Source organism: Pigmentiphaga litoralis, assembly GCF_014651835.1.
In the GTDB taxonomy this organism is placed as follows: Bacteria; Pseudomonadota; Gammaproteobacteria; order Burkholderiales; family Burkholderiaceae_B; genus Pigmentiphaga; species Pigmentiphaga litoralis.
On the sequence record NZ_BMXQ01000001.1, the window covers coordinates 3,393,077 to 3,413,985 of the forward strand.

The window sequence follows — 20,909 nt, forward strand, 5'->3', positions numbered from 1 at the left end:
CGGACGTCAACGAATCGCATGGGCAGTCGACGACGTCAGCCGCAATCATTCCGGCTGAATGTTGCCGTCCTTGATCACCTTGGTCCACTTTGCCGTATCGCTTTTGATCAAGGCCGCAAATTGTTCGGGCGTACCAGGCGAAGGTTCGATGCCCATTGCCGCCAGGCTTTCCACGACGGACGGAGCCTTGAGCGCGCGGTGGACCGCGGCGTTGACCGTGGTGACGACCGAGGCGGGTGTGCCGGCAGGCGCGAAAACGCCGTACCAGTTGCTGGCCTCCACATTCTTGATACCCAGCTCGGCCAGCGTCGGCACGTCGGGCAACGCGCGCAGGCGCTGAGGTGCCGCAACGCCGATGGCCTTCAGGCGCTTTTCGGCGATGAAACCGAGCAGTCCGGAGATATCTCCGAAGAAGCCATCTACATGGCCCCCAATGGTGTCGGTGATCGCCGGTGCCGCGCCTTTGTAGGCGACGTGCAACAGGTCAGCCTTGGTGGAGGTCTGGAACAAGGCCATGGCCATGTGCGGCATGCTGCCGATGCCGGATGAGGCGAGCGTGCGCGGCTTTTTGCTCTTGTTCGCGGCCGCAATGAAATCGGCGGCGGTGGCGTCAGGGCTGCCTGGTGCAACGACAAGCACTTCAGGCGTGTGCACCACCAGCGACACGGGCACGAAATCCGTGGTGGGGTGATAGGTCAGCTTTGGGTACAAGCCCGGGTTGATGGCAATCGCACCCGCCGAGCTCAGGAACAGTACGGTACCGTCCTTGGGCGAGTTCTTGACGTGCGCCGCCGCGATTGCGCCATTGCCGCCCGGCTTGTTTTCCACGATGACATTGGTCTTGAGTTCGGTGTCGAGCTGCCTGGCCAGCACGCGGGCCAGCGAATCGGCGGGGCCACCCGGCGGAAAGGCGACGACCAGCCGCACGGGGTCCGCCGCGTGGGCCGTGGCAAGCACCGACGCAACCGCGAAAGCCGCCGCGGTACGAAGCACGACGGGGAAGGGAATGAACATGTATGTCTCCTGGTGATGGATGCCGAAGCCGGATCGGTCACGGGCTGCGCCCTGGCACGTGCAGCCCTCAGCCGCCGATCGCGCCCTGCGTGTTGACGTAGATGGAATAGATGGACGTGCATGACGCCATGAACAGGCGGTTGCGGTGCTTGCCGCCAAAGCACAGATTGGCGCAGCGTTCCGGCAGGGCAATGTGACCGATGGCCTGCCCCTCCGGATCGAAGACCCGCACGCCATCAAGTTCGTCCGTGCCCATCCCCCAGCCGCACCAAAGGTTGCCGTCGACATCGACCCTGAATCCGTCGGGCGTTCCATCCCCTGCATCGATGAACAGTCCGGTGTCCTGCAGGCTGGACCCATCGGCCTTGACGGCAAATCGCCGGACCCGTCGGGGCCGGGCGCGGGACTCGATTACATACAGGATCGATTCGTCGGGGGAAAACGCCAGCCCGTTCGGACCCTGCACGTCGCCAGCGACCACCGTCGCGGCTCCGGTGTCCGGATCCAATCGATAGATGTTGGACGGCAATTCCTGCTCTGCCTTTTCGCCCTGGTAGTACCCGACGATCCCGAAGGGCGGGTCGGTGAACCAGATCGAGCCGTCGGATTTCACGACCACGTCGTTGGGCGAGTTGAGCCGCTTGCCTTCGAAGCGGTCCATCAACACCGTGATGCATCCATCGTGTTCGGTACGGGTGACGCGCCGCCCCAGATGTTCGCAGGTGATCAGGCGTCCCTGTCGATCTCGCGTGTTGCCATTGGCATGCGACGACGCCGCACGCCACACCGACGTCTGACCGGTGATTTCATCCCAGCGCATGATCCGGTCGTTGGGGACATCGCTCCAGAGCAGGTAGCGGCCATCGCCAAACCACACGGGGCCTTCGGCCCATCGGCTGCCGGTGGCGAGTCGTTCGACGAACGCGGAGGCCAGATGGTATTTCTCGAAGGCGGGTGCCAGCACGCGATAAGCCGGGTCCGGAAAACGTTGGGTAGGTTGCCACATGAGGAATGCTCCTGCCGTCGGTGGCGCGCATGCACGAGGGGCCGATGCCCTCAGGCGTACAGACGCGCGGGATTGGTGTGAAGAACGTCGTCCAACGATGCCATGCCGTCGCAGGCCTGGGTCAGCAGGCCAAGCAGTTCGGCCACATCGGGGCGGTCGGACGTGATGTTGACGTGCGGCCAGTCGGTGCCCCAGATTGCGCGCGAGGGGGCGGCCCGCAACAGGCGCCGCATCAGCGGCAACGCGTCGTTGAAGGGGCGGCGGCCTGCCGAGACCCGATCGGCCCCCGAGACTTTGATCCAGACGTCGGGCCGCGCCAGATGATCGACCAGCGCATCGACCGCACGACTGTCACGGGCCTCCGCCGCCGGGCGACCCATGTGATCCACAACCAGTGGCACGCCAGGATCGGCCAGTGTCGTCAACGTCGCCACCGCTGTATCGATGGGCGCGTGCAGCAGTGCATGCCACCCATACGGCTGGATGCGCGCAAGCACATCACGCAGGCGCGACGTACCCTGCGCCGCGGGCAGATGCGGCATCAGACCGAGCCGGACCCCGCGCACGCCGCGGTCATGCATGTCGGCCAGCACGGCCTCATCGACATCGGGATCGATCAACGCAATGCCGCGGTAACGGCCGTCTCCGGTAGACAGCGCATCCAACAGTGCAGCATGGTCAGCGCCATAGCAGGCGGCCTGCACCAGCACCCCATGGGTGATCCCGCAAGCGCGGTGGACGGCGCGCAAGGCGTCGAACGGCGCGGCCTCGGGACGATAGGCCGGCGCGTCGGGCAAGGGGAAACGAGACCACGGGCCGAAGACATGCGTGTGGCAATCCCAGCAAATGGAGGTGTTCGTCATATGTTTCCGATCAAGGCTGTCAAAGGGTCGGCAATCACGATCGTCAATCCGACCGGGTGCCGGTTTCCTTGATGATGCGAGTCCAGCGTTCGTATTCCGCACCGATCAGCTTGCCGTAGTCGGCCGCGGTGCCACCGGTTCCGATGGCACCCTGCGCAACCAGGCTGTCACGCGTGTCCGACTGTGCCAGCACCCGGTTGACGGCATCGTTGAGTTTTGCAACGACCGGGGCGGGCAACCCGGCCGGCCCGACAATGCCCTGCCACGTGCCAGAGTCAAAGCCGGGCGCCACGGTGTCGGCAAGCGTGGGGGTGTCGGGCAGTACCGACACCCGCTGCGCGGTGGTCGCCGCGATCGCGCGGAGCTTGCCCTCCTTGACGAAGGGCAGGAACGCGTTGAGGCTGCCCGACATCATGAAGTCGATGCGACCGGCTAGCAGATCCGGCAGCGCAGCCGCATTGCCCTTGTACGGCACGTGCGCAAAGCTGACGCCGGCCTGCTTGCCGAACAGCACGGCCGTCAGGTGGTCGATCGTTCCGTTCCCCGACGACCCGAAGTTAAGCGCGCCCGGGCGACGCTTGAGAAGGTCAACGAATTCCCTGGGCGTCTTCGCGTCGACCGACGGGTTCACGATCAGCACCAGCGGCACCGTCGCAACGTACGCCACCGGCGTGAACACCTTGCGCGGATCCAACCGCGCTGTATTGAACAGCGCGGGCGAAATCGTGATGGACGAGCTGTTATAGAGCAGCGTGTAGCCGTCGGCCGGCGCGCCGGCTACCAGGTCAGACGCCAGATTGCCGCCCGCGCCCGGACGGTTTTCCACGACCACGGATTGCCCGAGTTGTTCGCCAAGTTTCTGTGCGAACAGCCGAGCCAGCACATCGGTCGGGCCACCCGGAGAAAACGCCACCACCATGCGCAGGGGCTTGTCGGGGTAGGCAGCCTGCGCCGCACCCGGCATGGCGCCGGCCGATAACAGGGCCGCGGTCACGGCGAGCAGCGACAGTCGAGCCCACCCCAGTCGGCCAAACGACATCGTGCGAGGGACCCGGCGCGATGCCGGGAGGACGGCCGCGCGCGCGCCGTCGTGGATGGCCACAGTCATGCTTGTCTCCTTGATGTTTTTATCGAGGGCATGTCGCACTGGCTACCAACCCGCAGACAGCGCGTACCCTTCTCAATCGCAGCGTGCGCTCATGCCGCCGTCGACCACGATCTCGGTGGCCGTGATGAAGCGCGCTTCATCGGACGCCAGGAACAGCGCCGCGTTGGCCGTGTCGCGCCCATCACCCATCCAGCCCATCGGGATGCGCGCCTGCCGTTGCTGCAGCAGCGCATCGACATCGCCCCCTGCGCGTTGACCCGCCAGGCGCACTTCGACCATAGGCGTATGCATCTGCCCCGGCACGACGGTGTTCACACGGATGTTCTTTTTTGCGTACTGCACGGCGACCACTTTCGAGAACTGGATGATCCCGGCCTTGGCGCTGGCATATCCGATCTGCGCCGCGCCGGTCCACCGCGTGCCGGACGTGGACGACATGTTCACGATCGAGCCGCCGCCTTGCGCTTCCATGATGGGCAGCACGTGTTTGCAAGTCAGGAACACGCTCTTCAGGTTGAAGTCCATCTGGCGGTCCCAGTCCGCTTCGCTCAGCTCCACTGGACCGCCCTTGGCCGATCCGCCCACGTTGTTCACCAGGATGTCGATGCGTCCATAGGTGTCCTGGCACTTCTGGACCATCGCGGCCACGTCGTCCGCCGACATCACATCGCAGGTCCACGGCGTGACGTCACCGCCAAATTCGGCAATGCGCGCCAGCGTTTCCTGCGTTGCGTCCAGGTCGCGGTCGACCGCGAAAATACGCGCGCCTTCCTGCGCGAATCGCACCGCCGCGGCGCGGCCATTTCCCCAGCCCGGACCGACGCACCCTGCGCCGGTAATGATGGCAACCTTGCCTTCGAGTCGTCCTGTCATGGTGTCTCCTGTGTCTGTGTTGGATGCGAGGGCATCAACCCATTTCGCGTGGGTCGCCTTCCGGCGGCTGCACGTCGAACACGTTGATGGTCATCGAAATTAGGGTGTAGTAGCCGGCAAGGCCGACCAGATCGATCACGCCATCCTGCCCGAGCAAGGCAAGCGCGCGTGCGTACAGTTCATCCGGCACGCGACGCTGAGCATGCAGCACACTGATGAATTCGACGACGACGGCTTCGGTGTCGGTCGTGAAGGGCGGCGGCTGACGGTCGCGAATGGCGTCGATGATCTCGATGGGCAGGCCTGCTTTGAGGGCGTGGGTCTTGTGCGCCCACCACTCGAATTCGGAATTCCAATGCCGGGCGATGACCAGGATGGCCAGCTCCGACAACCGCGTCGACAGGCTGCTGTCGTACCGGCAGTACTGGCCCAGTGCCTGAGCCGGCTCCGCGAGTCCCGGACGGTTGAGCCAGACGGCCAGCGGCCCGCGCACCTGCCCGCGCGGACCGCCCGCGATCATGTCGTGGACCTTGCGTTGGTGGTCTGTCATGGCACCGGGATCGAGGTCGGGCACGCGCGGCATGCGTATCTCCAGAGGTGTTGTCGTTGTTGTATCGGCTCCGGTATTCTGCGCACCTCGGTAATAGCGGTCCAATCGTTTTTTGGACACTCAGTAATACTCGAATCGAATAACTGTGTGGAGACGCGGATGCTGGACCTGAAGTCGCTCAAACTCTTCCTGGTACTGGCTGAAGAACTGCATTACGGGCGGGCGGCGCAGCGCCTGCACATGTCGCAACCGTCCCTGACCAAACACATCCAACAACTGGAAGCTCGCCTGGGCGTGCAGGTGTTCGAGCGCAATAAGCGCAGCGTGCGGCTGACCCCTGCGGGGCGAGAACTGGTCCAGGAAGCGCGCCGCCTGATCACCGCCGCCGAACGGTCGCTGCGCGCGGTGCAACGGGCGGAGCGGGGTGAGATCGGCCGCATTCGTATCGGTTTTGTCGCCGCCGTGCTGTTCATGGGCATCGAGCGGCTCGTGCAACGGATCGAGCATGACCTGCCCGGCGTGGAAAGCGCTTGGGAAGAGATGGGATCCCACGAACAGCTGGAAGCCCTGCAGCAAGACCGCCTGGACCTTGGCTTTGGCCAGATGTCGCAGGTCGGAGAGATGCGATCGCATGTCGTCGCACGCGTGCCCCTGGTCGTGGCGCTGCCGGATACGCATCGGCTGGCAGACAAGCCCGAGATCGACCTGTCCGCACTTGTCGACGACGCGTTCATTGCGATTCCCCGCCAGAGCGCGCCAACGTTTCATGACCTGTCCGTATCGGTCTGCATGGCAGCTGGCTTCAGTCCCAACATACTGCACTCGGCCAAGCACCTGGTGTCGATCGTGAGCCTGGTGGCGATGGGACGGGGCGTGTCGCTCGTGCCTGAGTCGTTCTCGCGCGCGGCCGTGCCGGGTGTGTGCTTCAAGCCCATTCACGGGTGCGATGCGCGCGCGGAGTTTTCGGTGGTCTGGAATCCGCGCAGCACCTTGCCTGTGCTTCCCCGGGTCCTGCAGGTGCTGGGCGCGCAGGACATATGACGAATAAGCAAAACGTATCACTCCCCGGCCTTTAAGCATTGGTCCGCGCGCCTGCATGGTGCCAAGCTGTCTTGTATGACGACTTACAAGAACGCCAGCGCCACCCGGTGATTGGCATAAGGAGACAGCATGACTACGCGCTTGATATTGCGGTCGGGTACGACTGCCCTGATTGCCCTGACGGCACTTGCCGGTTGCGGTGGCAACGACGACGATGACACCCCTTCTGCCGGTTCCGGCTTCGCAACGCCCGTGGTGGTGGCCAATGCCGCCACGGCCTGCACCGCCCTGAGCGGCAGGACCGTTGCCGCATCCGCCATTGGCGAGCCAACGACCGGCGCGGTCGTGACGTCGGCCGCGTATCGCACCGCCCTGCCCGATCGCCCGAACGCTGCCGGCACCGGCATCGACCAGGCCACGCCCGACTATTGCGAAGTCCTGATCGACATCAGGCCCGTGGATCCCACCGCGCCGCTGATCAAGTCGCAGGTCAATCTGCCGACCCGCTGGAACGGCAAGAAGCTGCAGTTCGGCGGCGGCGGGTACAACGGCGTGTTGAACACCGGCGTGCAGCAAAGCCGCAATGCCGGTCCGGAAACGCCCTTTCCGCTGAACCAGGGCTACATGACGGCCCGGACCGACTCGGGCCATCAGAACTCCGCCACCGTGCACCCGGCCGCGTTCGCCTTGAACGACGAGGCGCTCGCCAACTTTGCGTATGCGTCCTACAAGAAGACGCATGACGTGGCGGTGCAGCTTGGCTCGGCCTACTACGCGAACCGCCCGCTCAAAAGCTATTACCTGGGCGGCTCGCAAGGCGGGCGCGAGGGGCTGATGATGGCGCAGCGCTACCCGGCCGATTTCGACGGCATCATCACCATCGATCCGGTCATCAACGCGACGGCGCTGTGGACCTTCCAGAACAGTTTCGGCGCCGTGCAAAGCGCGCCGGGCAGTTGGCTGGGCAACAAGAACCCCCTGATCCATGACACCATCGCGGCGGCCTGCGACGCGCAGGACGGCATTGCCGACAATGTGGTCAGCAACTACCTGACCTGCAAGCCGCTTGCCGATGCGGCGATTGCCGCCAAGCGCTGCCCGTCGGGCGCCGACGAAGGCCCGGCCTGCTTTTCGGACGGTCAGCTGGCCGCCGTGAAGTGGGCCTATGCGGGTTACACCTTCCCGTTCGCGCTGGCCAATGGCATCACGTCGTATGCCGGCTATGTGTACGGTTCGGAACTGGTGCCGGGCAACTTTTCGAACTGGGTGACGGGCACGGTGCCCCCCACGGCGGGCGATCCCGACACCCTTGCGGGCATCGGGCGCAGCTATCTTTTCGGCAGCTACTACGTCCGCTACTTCATTGCCAAGAACCCGTCGTTCAATGCGCTGACGTACAACCCGGCCGCCTTCCAGGCGCGGGTGCAGGCCGTGTCCGCCATGATCGATGCGACCAATCCGGACCTGACGGCGTTCTTCAACCGCGGTGGCAAGATCATCCTGCGGGAAGACCTGGGCGACAAGGGCCAGAGTCCGCAGACCGGCCTGGACTACTGGAACGCGGTGGGCGCAAAGATGGGCAAGGACAGGACCGAGCAGTTCTTTGCAGCCTATGTGGCCACGGGCCTGCCGCATACGTCGGGCGGCGTTCCCGCCGGCTCGGCCTATGCCCCGACCTACGGCATTCCCGGACGCGTGGATTTGCTCGCGCCGCTGGAAGCGTGGGTGGAACGCGGCGTGAAGCCGGCGGACAGCATGACGCTGACCAACCGCGATGCGCTGCCGCCCTACGCCGTCACGGCGTCCAAGCCGATGTGCCGCTATCCGCTGTTCCCGCGCTACACGGGTGCAACGCCTGCGGGTGGGAATGTGGCGGCAAACTACCAATGCGTGGCGGGGTGACCCGGCCAGGCTGATACGGGCCGGACCTGATCGACCCCGCGTGGCGACACGTGTCAGCACGCCTCATGCGGACCCCCGTCTGCATGAGGCGTCGTCGTTTACGCCAGCACCATCGACCACAACAAGGTGCACAGACACACGTAAGCGAGCAGACCAAGGCTGCTGGTCAGCGTCGACCGCATGATGGCCGATTCCTGGCCGACCAGCTTGACCGCCGCCGCAGCGATGGCAATCGATTGCGGAGACACCAGCTTGGCCATGACGCCACCGGCCGTGTTGGCCGCCACCAGCAGCGCCTGATCGATACCGATCTGCGATGCCGTCACGGCCTGCAAATGCGCAAACAGCGTGTTGCTGTTGACCACCGACCCCGTCATGAAGACACCCAGCCAGCCAATCACGGGCGACAGCAGCGGGAACGCTGCGCCGGCCTGTGCCAGCGCAAAGCCGATCGTCGATGACGCGCCAGAGAAGTTGGTGATGTACGCCACGGCCATCACCAGCGACACCGTGGCCAGCGGCTTCCACATGTCCTTCGCGGCCAATTTCAACTCACTTGCCGCCGCTGCCAAACCGAGCTTTTTCGAAAACACGGTCGTCAGCACCGCCGCGATCAGGATCGCCATGCCCGACGCATTGAGCAGGCCCACATGCCAGACGGCCGGTAAGGTATGCACCGCTGCAACCAGCGGCGGAAGTTCTTGCACGCGCTGGTCCAGCAGGCCGATCGGCAGGTGCATGACGCTGCCGGCCAACCTGCCGCCGGGCGCGAACAGCGCCTTGAAGGCAGGCAGGCTCCACACCCGGATGACGCCGGTCAGGAAGTAGAACGGCGACCACGCCAGCAGCACGTCTTTCAAGGACTCGGTTCCGGCTGCCGACGGCGGTGCGTCGGCCTCGCGATAGATGCGCTTTGGCCGCCAGAACTGCATGAAGGCCCCCAGGCCTGCCATCGTCACCAGCGGCGCAAGGATATCGGTGAGTTCGGGTCCCAGGAAGATCAAGGTCAGCGTCTGCACGCCGCTGAACACGACACCCACGAACAGCAGCACCGGCCAGGTTTCGCGCACGCCACGCCAGCCATCGAGCACCCATACCAGCCCGGCCGGAACGAACACAGTGCAGACTTGCACAATGGCGATCAGCATCAGCGACATCTCTGCCAGGCTGACGCCGCCTTGCTGCGCGCCCACCAGTACCGGAACGCCGATGGCCCCATACGCGCCCGCCGCGGCGTTGGCGAGCAGGCACAGCATGGCCGCCTTCAGCGGCCTGAAGCCCAGTTCGACAAGCAGCGCCGCGCAGATCGCGATCGGCACGCCAAAACCCGCCGCGCCTTCCAGGAAGCCACCAAAGCAGAACGCGATCAGCAACACCTGGATGCGCTGGTCTTCGGACACCGTGGCGATGCTGTTGCGTATCACCTGGAATTTGCCGCTACGCTGCGCAAGCTTGTAGAGCCACACCGCCATCAAGACAATGAATCCGATGGGGAAGACGCCATTGGCGATGCCGAGCACAGCGGCGCCAACGATCATGTCCAGGGGCATGCCGAATACAAGGAAGGAAACTGCCGCCGACACCAGGATGGCAAGCAGCGCGGCGGTCAGTCCCTTGAGTTTGAATACGGTCAACGCCAGCAGGAAAAACACGACCGGCAGTGCGGCCAGCAGCGCCGACAGGTTGGGGCTGCCCAGAGGATCGTAGATCTGTTGCCAGAACAGCGGCGGTGCGCCGCTCACGCTGCGTTCACCCGGTTGGGGCAGGGCGTCTTATCAATGAAATGGCGCAGATTGAGAAGGGTCGCGGTCGAAATCTCCTGCAGCGCTTCCACTGTGAAAAAGCCCTGATGTCCGGTCACCAGTACATTCGGGAAGGTCATCAGGCGTTGGAAAACGTCATCATCGATGATCTGGCCCGAGCGGTCCTGGAAGAACAGCGCGCTTTCCTGTTCATACACGTCGATGGCAAGGTGGCCAAGATGCCGGGACTTGAGCGCCTTGATCACTGCGGCCGTGTCGATCAGCGCCCCCCGCGACGTGTTGACGAGCATGGCGCCTGGCTTCATGCGCGCCAGCGCATCGGCATCGATCATGTGCCGCGACGTCTCCGTCAGGGGGCAATGCAAGGTCACGATGTCCGAGCGAGCCAGCAGTTCCTCCAGGGACACCATGTGACCAAGGGGCTCGAACAGCGGCGACGGATACGGATCGCATCCGAGCACCGTGCATCCCATGCCATGAAAGATCCGGGCAGTCGCCAGGCCAATCTTGCCGGTGCCGACGATCCCCACCGTCTTGCCATGCAGGGTGCTGCCAAGCAGGCCTTCAAGCATGAAGTTGCCATCCCGCACGCGGGCGTAGGCACGATGGGTCTGGCGGTTGAGCGTCATGACCAAGGCCAGCGTATGTTCCGCCACCGCTTCGGGGGAGTAGGACGGAACGCGGGCTACGAACAAGCCAAGCTCGAGCGCCACCGTCAGATCGACATTATTGAAACCGGCACATCGCAGCAGAACGGCGCCGACGCCGAGTCCCTCCAGGGCATGCAGCGCCGGCGCGTCGAGGCGGTCATTCACGAATACGCAAACGGCCTGGCACCCCTGCGCCAGCGCAGCCGTGTCGGCGTCGAGCGCAACGTCGAAGTAAACGATGTCGGTCGCGGGGGTTGTCGGTGATGCGGCGTTGGCTTCATCGAGAAACCGGCGGTCATAGGAGCGGGCGCTGAAGACAGCAACTTTCATGGCGACCTCGGGTTCGACAGGACAGCCACGGAAAGAGTCCATAGCCGCCTGACGGACACCATACAGCACGCACCGGTCGGCGACGTTACACGGGCGCGACCAACCACGCCTTCATGGCCGCGGTTACCTGCTCCGGTTCCTCCATCGTGCTCATGTGGCCGGAGTTTTCGATCACGCTCAATGTTGAGCGGGGCAGCACCGCGTGCATCTCTTCATGGCGCGACAGCGGGCTCCAGCTGTCGTCGCGCCCGCACAGCACCAGCGTCGGCACGGCAATGCCTGCCAGTTGCCCGCTTGCGTCCGGCCGGTTGATCAGCGCATGGATCTGCGCGGCAAAGATCTCGGGCGTCTTGCGTTCGATCATCTGCAGCACGGCTTCGAACAAAGGCCCATTGACGCGCGACGGGTGCACCATGCCGGGCGCCCACTTCAGGCCCAGCGCCCGCATGCCCTGCGAGCGTGCCGTGTCGAGCAGGGCATAGCGCCCTTTCTTTTCGCCTTCGCCCACAAAGCCGGGCACCAGGGCCTGATAGCCCGTGTCCATCAGCGCCAGGCGGGTGACACGTTCGGGCGCCAGCCGGATGACTTCCAGCGCGACGCGGCCACCCATGCTGTGGCCGGCGACGGCCAGCGGCCCGGCCGGCGCGAGCGACAACGCGACCTGCGCCATCTCGGTAATCGAGGACGCGCTGCCGTAGTCGGCAACGATGCACGCCGCCTGATCGCCCAATGCGGCAATCTGCGGTTCCCAGACGGCCGCATCGCACAGCAGCCCGGGCAACAAAAGTAGGGGTTGGGCGCTCACGATCGCCGGCTCCTAAAAAGACTTCGAATAAATAAAGGGTCAGGCAGCGGCTTCGGCCAGCCCGATCAGCGCCGACAGTTGCTCGGGATGCGCCAGCAGTTCGCGGCTGTCACCCGACCAGCTCACGCGCCCACGATCCAGCACGGTGGCGCGCTCGGTCAATTCCAGCGCCAGCGCCGCATGCTGCTCGACCAGAATGATGCCCAGTTCCCCTTCCTGATGCAGGCGGCGAAAGGCATCGACCAGGCCATCGACGATGATGGGCGCCAGGCCCTCGAAGGGCTCATCGAGCAGCAGCACCGCCGGGTTGCCGATCAAGGCGCGTCCGATGGCCAGCATCTGCTGTTCCCCGCCCGACAACTGGTTGCCCATGTTGCGTCGGCGTTCAAACAGGCGTGGAAACAGTTCGTAGATGCGCGCAAGCGTCCACGCGCCGGGGCGGGTGGCCACCACCAGGTTTTCTTCGACGCTGAGCGACGGGAAAATTTCCCGTTCCTGCGACACCAGGCCCAGTCCACGCCGCGCCCGCACATGGCTGGGCCATTTTCCGATGTCTTCGCCGCGATAGCGCACGGTGCCGCTGCGCACGTCGGTCAAGCCCATCAGTGTACTGATCAAGGTGGATTTGCCCACCCCGTTGCGGCCCAGCAGCGCCACTGCCTCGCCCTGGCGAAGGGTGATCGACACGCCTTCCAGGATGGCGATATCGCCATAGCCGGCAAACACGTTGTCGACGTTCAAGAGATCGCTCATGGATGACGCCCTCCGCCCAGATACACATCGCGCACCAGCTTGCTGCTGCGCACTTCGTCGACCGGGCCTTCCAGCAGCACGGCGCCTTCCACCAGCACGGTGATCTGCTTTGCAAAGCGAAAGACCAGCTCCATGTCGTGTTCGATGACCAGGGTGGCGACATCGGGCGGCAGCCGTTCCAGCAGTTCGAACAGACGTTTGCCTTCGGTCGATGGCACCCCCGCCACGGGCTCATCCAGCAGCAGCACCTTGGGACGCAGGGCCAGCGCCAGCGCGATTTCGACCAGCCTGCGTTGTCCGTAGGCCAGGTCATTGACGGTGCGGCCCACCAGATCGATCAGGCCGAGCGAGGCCAACAGTTGCGCGGCTTCGTCCATCAGTTCAGGCCGATGCTGCAAAGGCCGTCCCATGCTGCCATCCACGCCATGGGCCGCGGCCAGCGCCAGGCCCACGTTTTCGCCCACGGTCAGCTTGCCGAACAGCGAATTGATCTGGAAGGTGCGGCCCAGCCCCAGCTTGACGCGGCGCTCGGGCGTGCGGCCGGTCAGCAGTTCACCCCCCAGCCACATCTTGCCGCTGCTGGGCGGGACGAGCCCGGTGATCAGATGCACGAGCGTGCTCTTGCCCGCACCGTTCGGACCAATCAGCGCATGGCGCGCGCCGGGTTGCAGTTCCAGGTTGACGTCGCGCGTGACATGCAGCGCCCCGTAACGCTTGTTGATGCCTTGCAGTTGCAGCGCCGCGGTCATGCCCCACCCCGCTTGGCTGCGGCGACTTCGTCGGGCGTCCGGGTCGTCTGGAAGCGTTCGGTCCAGCCGCTCAGCCCGCGCGGCGCATACCGCACCACCAGGATCAGCAGCACGCCCAATGCGGCCAGCCAGTTGGTCGGGTCGATCGCGGCCGCCCGGTCGGACAGCAGCACGAAAATGATCGCGCCAAAGAACGCACCGTAGAGCCGCCCCGTGCCGCCCAGCGCCAGCATCACCAGCACGTTGGCCGACAACGTGAACGACAGCGTGTCGAGCCCGACGATACGATTGATCTGCGCCGACAAGGCGCCGGCAACACCCGCGATCGCGGCCGACAGCGCATACACCGCCAGCAGGCGCGCACGCACAGGGACCCCGAGCATGCGCATGCGCACCGGGTTCTCGCGAATGCCCTGCACGGTCAGGCCGAACGGCGAGTTCACGATCCACATCAGCAGCGCGTAGACCAGCACCAGCACGACGCCGGCGTACAGGAAGCCCACCTTGCCATACACGTCGAACTCGAACAGGCCGAGCACCGACGACACCGAATAGCCCGTCAGGCCGTCGTCCCCCGCCGTCACGGTCTTTGCCACGTTGGCCAGTTCCAGCAAGACAGTGGCGACCGTGAGCGTCAGCATGATCTGCGTCAGCCCCTGCGTGCGCAGGATGGCCATGCCCGAGACCAGCCCGACCAGCGCTGCGATGGCCGCAGCCACCAGCAGCCCGGTCAGCGGTTCGGGGCTGACATGCAAGGCGAACAGCCCCGCGCTGTAGGCGCCGACACCAAAGAACGCCGCATGGCCCAGCGACTCGATGCCGCCATAGCCCAAGGACAGATCCAGCGACAGTGCAAAAATGATCATGATCAATACCGTGGTCGCAAGGACCAGGTACAGATCGCCCAGGAACCAGGTCGCGGCCGCAGCGGCCAGCAGGCCAAGATCGACCCACGTGAACCGTTGCCGGCGGAACGACCGGGCGGTGACGTCAGGCATTGCGCCCTCCTTTCGAATGTTGAGCGCGCTCATGCTGGCGCCACCAGTCCGCGCGGCCGCAAAAGCAGGATGACCAGCACGCTGATGTAGATCACGAAGCCGCCGATGGCCGGCACGTAGTAGCGGCCCAGCGTATCCAGCACGCCCAGCAGCAGCGCCGCATAGAACGAACCGCGCAGGCTGCCGAGGCCACCCACCGCCACCACGATCAGCACCAGGACCAGGTATTTGAGGCCGTAGTAGGGTTCGAGCGGAAGCAGTTGCGCCCCCAGCGCGCCGCCCAGCGCAGCCAGGCCGCAGCCGATCGCAAACGTGCTGGCGAACACCACGGGCACATTGATGCCGACGCAGCGCGCCATGCGCGGGTTGTCGACGGCGGCGCGCAGGCTGGCGCCGAAGGTCGTGTGTTCCAGACTGAACCACAGCAACGCAGCCACGATGCCGCTGACGGCCATCAGGAACACACGGTAGATGGACACGTCGATCGGCCCGAGCTGCCAGTTGCCGGCCAGCGAGGCCGGCAATGACAGGCTCTGGATCTGCGGGCCTGCCAGGTTCTTGATGATGGCGGTGGCAATGAAGGCCATCCCGATCGTCATCAGCAACTGGCCCAGATCGTTGCTGCGATACACCCAGCGATACAGCGTGCGTTCAAGCAGCGCCCCCACCAGCATGGTGCCGAGCACCGCAAGCGGCACGGCGGCATAGAAGTTCACGCCCTGCGCCTGCATCAGGTACAGCGCCAGGTAGCCGCCGATCATCGCGAAGGTCGAGTGGGCAAGGTTCACCACCCGCATGACCCCCAGCGTGATCGTCAGGCCGACCGAGATGAGAAACAGCGTCATCCCGTAGGCCAGGCTGTCGATTAGCAGCGAGATCAGCGTGGCAAGAGCATTCGGCATGGAATCGGCCTACTTGCGGTTGAGTTCGTGCCAGGGATCTTTTACGGCCGGGAAGGTGCTGAACGCCACGTTGCCCAGTTTGCCGTCGACCTTTTCGACCTTGCGCATGTAGATGTTCTGCACGACTTCACGCGTGTCCGCATCGATGGAGATCGGGCCGCGCGGGCTGTCCCATTTCGCGGTCTTGGCGGCGGCCATGGCCTTGTCGCCATCCTTCTTGCCGTCGGTCGCCTTGACCATCTGCGCGATCAGCCGCATGCCGTCATAGGCCGCCACCGACGCAATGCTGGGCAGCGCATCGGCGCCAAACTTCTGCTTGTAGGCCGCAACGAAGGCCTTGTTGACCGGATTGTCCAGGTAGGGGGTGTAGTGCAGCGCGGTCACCAGGCCCAGCGCAGCGTCACCCACCACGGGCAGATCAGACTCCTGCGACTCGTTGGTGGCCAGCAGCGTGACGCCCGCCTTGTCCAGCCCGCGATCCTTGAATGCCTTGATGAAGCCGGCCGACATCGGACCCACCGGCATGAACATGAACACGTACTGGACACCCGCGTCGCGCACGCGCTGCAGGTAGGTCGAGAAGTCGGTGGTGCCCAGCGGCACCTTGATCTCGGCCGCGACCTCGCCGCCCTGCTTCTTAAAGGTGGATCCGAACGCTTCGAGCGCGTCATAGCCCGGCGCGTAGTCGGCGGCCACGATCGCGGCTTTCTTTGCGCCCTGCTGCACGGCCCAGGTCACGAGCGGTACGCTCACGGCCCACTGCGTGAAGCCCAGGCGCACGAAGTACGGCGACTTGTCGGTCACGCTGGACGTTCCCGAGTTCAGCACTACGTACGGCGTCTTGGTCTGGTTGACGATGTCAACGGTCCCGAGCACGGTGGGTGTGAACACGCCGCCGATCAGGTATTGCGCGCGATCGCGCACCGTCAGTTCCTGGGCGAGCTGGCGCGTGCGCTGCGGGCTGGTGCCGGCTTCGTCGCGGGGCAGCACGGTCAGGGTGTGGTTGCCGACCTTGTTGCCGTTCTGGGCAAGGTACATGTCAACGCCGCGCTGGTACTCCTGGCCCCACCAGGAATACACGCCCGAGAATTGCGACATGAGTCCGATCTTGATGTCGTCGGCATGGGCGGCGCTTCCGGCGAACAGCGTCGCGCCGGCAAGCAGGCATCGCCCGAGGGCGCGCGGAATGGCGTAAGGAAAGGGGGTCATGGTCGTCTCCTGTGACGCTCTCTGGCATCGTTGGCGGGGGTGCACGATGGTGTCACCACCCGCCGTCAGCATGCCAGCACGACGCCTCCGCTGCCAATGCCAAAGCAGCGGCAGGCAATGCGTTTTGCTTATACCCCTGGTCAGCGCCGGCCAGGCGGCGGAGGGGGATTACCCTAGGTCAGCAGCGGTATCGCGCAGGGCATCGAGCAAGAAGGCGACCCCCGGGGACGGCAGGTAATCCGTGCGGGTTGTCAGCCCGATGGCGCGCGTGGTCATGCGCACCGTGATGGGCAGAAGCGCCAGCAGACCCGCCTTGACCTCGCGGCTGATCTGCCGCGGCGACATCAGCACGACGCGGTCGCTTTCCATCAGCAGGGCCTGCGTCAATGCCGGACTGTTGACCTGCAGGCCACTGGTGGGCGGCGCCAGGCCATCGCTGACAAATGCGCGCTCGAACGCGGACTGCGCCGGGGTGTTGGGCATGGGCAGGATCCACGACGCATCGACCAGATCGGCCAGGCCACGCAAGGGCCGGCCCTGCAAAGGATGGCCCTGCCGCACCACCACGGCCAGTTCATCATCGAACAGGGGTTCCTGGTGCAGGTCGTCGGCGGGCGGTGGCTGGCGCAAGGCGCCGATTACCATGTCGAGTTCGGCGTGACGCAGCCGGTGCAGCAGCGTTTCGTAGGTGCCATCGACGATGGTGACGTTGACGGCCGGGTGGCTGGCCAGCAGCCGTTCCACCGCACGGGGCACGAATAGGCCGGTGGAAAACGGCAAGGTGCCGATCACGACGCGGCCCTGCAATCGGCCGACCCGCGACGCCAGGTCGGCGCTCGCGCTATCCAGTTCGAACCACAGCAGACGCGCATGCCGCAGCAGCGCATCGCCCGGCTCGGTCAGGCGCATGCCGCGCGCGGACCGATGAAACAGCCGCACTCCGGCCAGGTGTTCCAGTTGCGCGATCGCCTGCGTGACGGCGGGCTGGCTGATGCCGAGCGCTTCGGCGCAGCGGCTTTCGCTGCCGGCCGCGTCCAGGGCCATCAGTGTGCTGAGGTGTCGATACCCCGCATGCGTTTCCAGCTGCGATTCGCTGCGGTGATGCGCGAGCCGGTGGCCCGCCGCCAGCTGCGTCACGCCGCGGTCAACCGCGCGCAACTGCGCAAAGGCACGCTTCAGGCGGGCGTCCAGCACCTGGCCAAGCTCGGTCAGGTCCATGCCGCGCGCGCTGCGATCGAACAGTGTCATGTCCAGCAGGGATTCCACATCGCGCACGGCCCGCGCCACAGCGGGCTGCGACAGGAACAGCGACGCCGCGGCCCGCGCCGTGCTGCCGTGTTCGGCCACGGCGCGCACCGCGCGCAGCTTTTTCAGATGCGGTGTCAGCGTGCGCATGATATCGGCCAGCGCGGCCGCCGGATCCGCGTGTAGGTCAGGGTCTTCCAATCGGGCGTGGCAACGCCCGGCCCGCCCACATAGATCACACGGCAGGCCAGGGGTGCAAACGCCGCATGAAAATGCTGCGCGGACTTCACGACCACGATGCGCAGGGATTCCAGCTCGCAGCCAATGCCGGTGAACAGGTCGGTGTGCATGGCTTGATCGCGCATCGACACCAGCACGATGCGGATGCCATTTGCGTGCACCAGGGCGGCGTCACCCAATGGCACGGGGCTGCCGGTCAAGCCCGTCATGGTGTACCCGGGGCGCAGCGCTTCCACCACACAGGACCGATCCACCGGATCGCCCGACAGCGGACCGATCTTGCCGCCGATGCGCAGCGGCAAGCGCGCGCCCACCCCGGCTTCGAACGCAATGCGCACCGCGCCCGGGTCCCATAGCGGACCCAGCGCGACGTCGCGCACGCCCCGCTCGATCAACCGCCGCAAGATGAAGGTGGCATCACCCGGCGCCCCGCTGCCGGGATTGTCGGGGCGGTCCGCCATCACCACCAGCCCGGGAGGCGCGGCAAGGGCGTCATCGATGGCATCGTCGATGCTGCGAAAGGCCACCTGCAGGCCATCGCGCAGGGCGATCAATTCATCCGCCAGTTGCCGTGCCTGGTGCGTCGCCGCCACGGCATCCCCATCGTGATAGACGAGCACCTTGGTGCCCATGTCGGGCACGTCGCCGGTCGCAAAGCCTTGCACTACGGAAATAGAGAAGATGCCACCCTGCCCTTCCAGAGCCCGGACGCGAGCCATATATCCCCTGGCCGGCTCGCGGGTCGTGTGGATGGGGACGATCATTTCGCAGTCGATGACCGCGGGACACGCATGCAACCGCCCTTCATACAGATCGATGCAACGATCCACCAATTCGTCGGCCCGCTCAAGAATGTCAGTATGCGGATATTCCTTGAACGCGATCAGCAGATCCGCCTGCGCCACCATGGCGTCGCTCAGATGCGCATGCGGGTCCAGCGTGGCGCCCAGGATCACACCCGGGCCGACCCGCTCGCGGGCCCGGCGCAGCAGATCGCCTTCGCAGTCTTCATAGCCGTCGGCCACCATCGCGCCATGCAGGCCCAGCAACACCATGTCCACGGGCAAGGCCGCATCCAGATCCGCCAGCAGTTCGTCGCGCAGGCTTTCGTACGCGTCGCGGGTGGTGATGCCGCCGGGGGCCGCCGAGGCGACCATGCCTTCGATCACCTGCCAGCCTTGCGCCTTGCCGCGGCGGCGCGCAGCGATCAGGGGTCCGCCAAAGAACGTGACCTCGTCGGGGTGCTGGCCTGCCGCAAAATACAGGTCGCCGCGATACGACGCGGTGCCCGTGGGCAAAGGCGAGAACGTATTGGTTTCCGCGCCAAGCGCGGCAACGAAGAGTTTCATGGAAGGCGCCAGGAGTGTTCGGCGGATTGTCGCAGATCCGGCCAACTTGTACGGCCGGACATACAATGTCGCCTTTGCGCGCCGGCATGTCCGCCCCGCCGGCCGTCTTCCGCCCCGAGATCCCATGACTTCTTCTTCGCCACAGAAAGCCTTGCTGTGGATCGTTGCGTCTGCGTTTTTCATGCAGACCCTGGACACCACCATCGTCAATACGGCGCTGCCCGCCATGGCGCAGAACCTGGGGGTGTCGCCCCTGTCGATGCAACCGGTGATCGTGGCCTACAGCCTGACGATGGCGATGCTGATTCCCGCGTCCGGCTGGCTCGCCGACCGCTTCGGCACGCGGCAGGTCTATTTCTACGCCATCCTGATCTTCGTGCTGGGCTCGGTCTTCTGTGCGGCAGCCGGGTCCTTGAATCAGCTGATCGCGGCGCGGGTGATCCAGGGCATCGGCGGGTCGATGCTGTTGCCGATTGGCCGGCTGGCCGTGCTGCGCAGCGTGTCGAGCGAGCAGTACATCACTGCCTTGTCCTTCATCTCGATTGCCGGACAGGTTGGCCCGTTATTCGGTCCGACCCTGGGCGGGTTCCTGGTGCAGGCCGTATCGTGGCACTGGATTTTCCTGATCAATGTGCCGATCGGCATCGTCGGGCTGCTGGCGGTGCGGCGCTACCTCAAGTCCGATGCCCTGCCGGAACCGCTGCCCTTCGACATCGTCGGCTGTGTGCTGCTGTCGGTGTGCATGGTGGCGTTTTCGCTTGCCATGGACGCGCCGCCCGGTGCGCACCGCGCGCTGTGGTGGATGGTTGGCATCGGTATCAGCGCGATCTCGGCGCTGCTGTATGTGGCGCATGCCAAGCGCCGTCCGCACCCTTTGTTCCGCCTGGGCCTGTTTCGCGAGCCGAACTTTTCGGTGGGTTTGATTGGCAATCTGGTGTGCCGGATCGGTTGCGCCGCGGTGCCGTTCCTGTTGCCTCTGCTGATGCAGTTGCAGCTGGGCTATTCACCGCTGCAATCCGGCCTGATGATGCTGCCCGCCGCAATTGCGGGGGTGATTGCCAAGCCCTGCATCGGGCCGCTGGTGCGCCGCTACGGCTATGAGACCTTCCTGCTCGTGAACACCCTGGTGACAGGCCTGGCCATCATGTCCTTTGCCGTCATCTCGCCGGGCTGGCCGCTGGCGCTGGAAATCATCCAGCTCGCGATCTTTGGCGCAGGCAATTCCATGCAGTTCGCGGCCATGAACAGCGTCACGCTCAAGGGCCTCAAGCCTCACGATGCCGGCGCGGGCAACAGCCTGTTTTCCATGGTGCAGATGCTGGCCGTGGGCCTGGGCGTCACGCTGGGCGGCGGTCTGGTCACGCTGTTCTCGGGCCAGCCGACCGGCACGGGTGCGGGCTTCGCGCTCACTTTCCTGGTGGTGGGCGCCATCACGCTGGTGTCGGCATGGATCTTTCGCAAGCTGGATCCCGCCACGACCACCAAGCCGGCTCCGGATGCGCGCAGCGCGGGGGCCGCGCGTTAGGGCGACGGCCCGCAGGTCAGGTGTTCCACCTCTG

19 protein-coding genes are annotated in these 20,909 nt (G+C 65.2%); 3 read left to right on the forward strand and 16 right to left on the reverse strand.

Annotation, left to right across the window (positions count from 1 at the left end):
* Positions 1-45: 45 nt before the first annotated feature.
* The 6 genes from IE116_RS15435 to IE116_RS15460 form a co-directional block, all read right to left on the reverse strand.
* The gene (locus tag IE116_RS15435) at positions 46-1,014 is read right to left on the reverse strand and encodes a Bug family tripartite tricarboxylate transporter substrate binding protein (RefSeq protein ID WP_189613818.1); all 969 of its coding nucleotides are present in this window, start codon (positions 1,012-1,014) and stop codon (positions 46-48) included.
* Positions 1,015-1,081: 67 nt separating this feature from the next.
* Positions 1,082-2,020, reverse strand: coding sequence for an SMP-30/gluconolactonase/LRE family protein (locus IE116_RS15440; RefSeq protein WP_189613820.1), 939 nt, complete (start codon positions 2,018-2,020; stop codon positions 1,082-1,084).
* A 50-nt stretch (positions 2,021-2,070) separates the two neighbouring features.
* The gene (locus tag IE116_RS15445) at positions 2,071-2,883 is read right to left on the reverse strand and encodes an amidohydrolase family protein (RefSeq protein ID WP_189613822.1); all 813 of its coding nucleotides are present in this window, start codon (positions 2,881-2,883) and stop codon (positions 2,071-2,073) included.
* 43 nt (positions 2,884-2,926) lie between these two features.
* The gene (locus IE116_RS15450) at positions 2,927-3,991 is read right to left on the reverse strand and encodes a Bug family tripartite tricarboxylate transporter substrate binding protein (RefSeq protein WP_229828202.1); all 1,065 of its coding nucleotides are present in this window, start codon (positions 3,989-3,991) and stop codon (positions 2,927-2,929) included.
* A gap of 72 nt (positions 3,992-4,063) precedes the next feature.
* Positions 4,064-4,864, reverse strand: coding sequence for an SDR family NAD(P)-dependent oxidoreductase (locus IE116_RS15455; RefSeq protein ID WP_189613824.1), 801 nt, complete (start codon positions 4,862-4,864; stop codon positions 4,064-4,066).
* Between the two features lie 34 nt (positions 4,865-4,898).
* Positions 4,899-5,447 (reverse strand): carboxymuconolactone decarboxylase family protein, encoded by a 549-nt coding sequence (locus IE116_RS15460; protein ID WP_189613826.1) that lies wholly within the window; start codon positions 5,445-5,447, stop codon positions 4,899-4,901.
* A 126-nt stretch (positions 5,448-5,573) separates the two neighbouring features.
* On the opposite strand from IE116_RS15460, the gene IE116_RS15465 reads away from it, so the two are divergent.
* Complete coding sequence (locus tag IE116_RS15465) at positions 5,574-6,455, forward strand: LysR substrate-binding domain-containing protein (RefSeq protein ID WP_189613828.1); 882 nt, start codon at positions 5,574-5,576, stop codon at positions 6,453-6,455.
* 129 nt (positions 6,456-6,584) lie between these two features.
* Entirely contained in the window at positions 6,585-8,357 is a 1,773-nt protein-coding gene (locus IE116_RS15470) for a tannase/feruloyl esterase family alpha/beta hydrolase (RefSeq protein ID WP_189613831.1), read from the forward strand.
* A gap of 98 nt (positions 8,358-8,455) precedes the next feature.
* On the opposite strand, the gene IE116_RS15475 is transcribed toward IE116_RS15470, so the two are convergent.
* From IE116_RS15475 to IE116_RS15520, 10 genes are all read right to left on the reverse strand, one after another.
* A complete protein-coding gene (locus IE116_RS15475) occupies positions 8,456-10,099 on the reverse strand; it encodes an L-lactate permease (protein WP_229828203.1) in 1,644 nt (547 codons plus the stop codon).
* Entirely contained in the window at positions 10,096-11,100 is a 1,005-nt protein-coding gene (locus IE116_RS15480; RefSeq protein ID WP_189613832.1) for a 2-hydroxyacid dehydrogenase, read from the reverse strand. The genes IE116_RS15475 and IE116_RS15480 overlap by 4 nt, the downstream gene beginning before the upstream one ends.
* A gap of 85 nt (positions 11,101-11,185) precedes the next feature.
* Entirely contained in the window at positions 11,186-11,905 is a 720-nt protein-coding gene (locus IE116_RS15485; protein ID WP_189613834.1) for an alpha/beta fold hydrolase, read from the reverse strand.
* Positions 11,906-11,944: 39 nt separating this feature from the next.
* Positions 11,945-12,658 (reverse strand): ABC transporter ATP-binding protein, encoded by a 714-nt coding sequence (locus IE116_RS15490; RefSeq protein WP_189613836.1) that lies wholly within the window; start codon positions 12,656-12,658, stop codon positions 11,945-11,947.
* Complete coding sequence (locus tag IE116_RS15495) at positions 12,655-13,407, reverse strand: ABC transporter ATP-binding protein (protein WP_189613838.1); 753 nt, start codon at positions 13,405-13,407, stop codon at positions 12,655-12,657. Before IE116_RS15495 ends, IE116_RS15490 begins: the two co-directional genes overlap by 4 nt.
* On the reverse strand, positions 13,404-14,405 hold the full coding sequence (locus tag IE116_RS15500; protein ID WP_189613840.1) for a branched-chain amino acid ABC transporter permease: 1,002 nt from the start codon (positions 14,403-14,405) through the stop codon (positions 13,404-13,406). Before IE116_RS15500 ends, IE116_RS15495 begins: the two co-directional genes overlap by 4 nt.
* A gap of 29 nt (positions 14,406-14,434) precedes the next feature.
* A complete protein-coding gene (locus IE116_RS15505) occupies positions 14,435-15,307 on the reverse strand; it encodes a branched-chain amino acid ABC transporter permease (protein ID WP_189613842.1) in 873 nt (290 codons plus the stop codon).
* Positions 15,308-15,316: 9 nt separating this feature from the next.
* Complete coding sequence (locus IE116_RS15510) at positions 15,317-16,516, reverse strand: ABC transporter substrate-binding protein (RefSeq protein ID WP_189613844.1); 1,200 nt, start codon at positions 16,514-16,516, stop codon at positions 15,317-15,319.
* 168 nt (positions 16,517-16,684) lie between these two features.
* Positions 16,685-17,911 carry a LysR family transcriptional regulator gene (locus IE116_RS15515; RefSeq protein WP_189613846.1) on the reverse strand — a complete coding sequence of 409 codons (1,227 nt, stop codon included), beginning with the start codon at positions 17,909-17,911 and terminating at the stop codon, positions 16,685-16,687.
* Complete coding sequence (locus IE116_RS15520; RefSeq protein ID WP_189613848.1) at positions 17,899-19,350, reverse strand: M81 family metallopeptidase; 1,452 nt, start codon at positions 19,348-19,350, stop codon at positions 17,899-17,901. Before IE116_RS15520 ends, IE116_RS15515 begins: the two co-directional genes overlap by 13 nt.
* 124 nt (positions 19,351-19,474) lie before the next feature.
* Here IE116_RS15520 and mdtD point away from each other — a divergent pair, with 124 nt between their 5' ends.
* Complete coding sequence (gene mdtD, locus IE116_RS15525) at positions 19,475-20,875, forward strand: multidrug transporter subunit MdtD (protein WP_189613849.1); 1,401 nt, start codon at positions 19,475-19,477, stop codon at positions 20,873-20,875.
* The last annotated feature ends 34 nt before the right edge of the window (positions 20,876-20,909 follow it).

Coding starts and splice junctions, on each gene's coding strand:
- IE116_RS15435 (WP_189613818.1), bottom strand. CDS start 1,014: ATGTTCATTCCCTTCCCCGTCGTGCTTCGTACCGCGGCGGCTTTCGCG.
- IE116_RS15440 (WP_189613820.1), bottom strand. CDS start 2,020: ATGTGGCAACCTACCCAACGTTTTCCGGACCCGGCTTATCGCGTGCTG.
- IE116_RS15445 (WP_189613822.1), bottom strand. CDS start 2,883: ATGACGAACACCTCCATTTGCTGGGATTGCCACACGCATGTCTTCGGC.
- IE116_RS15450 (WP_229828202.1), bottom strand. CDS start 3,991: ATGACTGTGGCCATCCACGACGGCGCGCGCGCGGCCGTCCTCCCGGCA.
- IE116_RS15455 (WP_189613824.1), bottom strand. CDS start 4,864: ATGACAGGACGACTCGAAGGCAAGGTTGCCATCATTACCGGCGCAGGG.
- IE116_RS15460 (WP_189613826.1), bottom strand. CDS start 5,447: ATGCCGCGCGTGCCCGACCTCGATCCCGGTGCCATGACAGACCACCAA.
- IE116_RS15465 (WP_189613828.1), top strand. CDS start 5,574: ATGCTGGACCTGAAGTCGCTCAAACTCTTCCTGGTACTGGCTGAAGAA.
- IE116_RS15470 (WP_189613831.1), top strand. CDS start 6,585: ATGACTACGCGCTTGATATTGCGGTCGGGTACGACTGCCCTGATTGCC.
- IE116_RS15480 (WP_189613832.1), bottom strand. CDS start 11,100: ATGAAAGTTGCTGTCTTCAGCGCCCGCTCCTATGACCGCCGGTTTCTC.
- IE116_RS15490 (WP_189613836.1), bottom strand. CDS start 12,658: ATGAGCGATCTCTTGAACGTCGACAACGTGTTTGCCGGCTATGGCGAT.
- IE116_RS15495 (WP_189613838.1), bottom strand. CDS start 13,407: ATGACCGCGGCGCTGCAACTGCAAGGCATCAACAAGCGTTACGGGGCG.
- IE116_RS15500 (WP_189613840.1), bottom strand. CDS start 14,405: ATGCCTGACGTCACCGCCCGGTCGTTCCGCCGGCAACGGTTCACGTGG.
- IE116_RS15505 (WP_189613842.1), bottom strand. CDS start 15,307: ATGCCGAATGCTCTTGCCACGCTGATCTCGCTGCTAATCGACAGCCTG.
- IE116_RS15510 (WP_189613844.1), bottom strand. CDS start 16,516: ATGACCCCCTTTCCTTACGCCATTCCGCGCGCCCTCGGGCGATGCCTG.
- IE116_RS15515 (WP_189613846.1), bottom strand. CDS start 17,911: ATGCGCACGCTGACACCGCATCTGAAAAAGCTGCGCGCGGTGCGCGCC.
- IE116_RS15520 (WP_189613848.1), bottom strand. CDS start 19,350: ATGAAACTCTTCGTTGCCGCGCTTGGCGCGGAAACCAATACGTTCTCG.
- mdtD (WP_189613849.1), top strand. CDS start 19,475: ATGACTTCTTCTTCGCCACAGAAAGCCTTGCTGTGGATCGTTGCGTCT.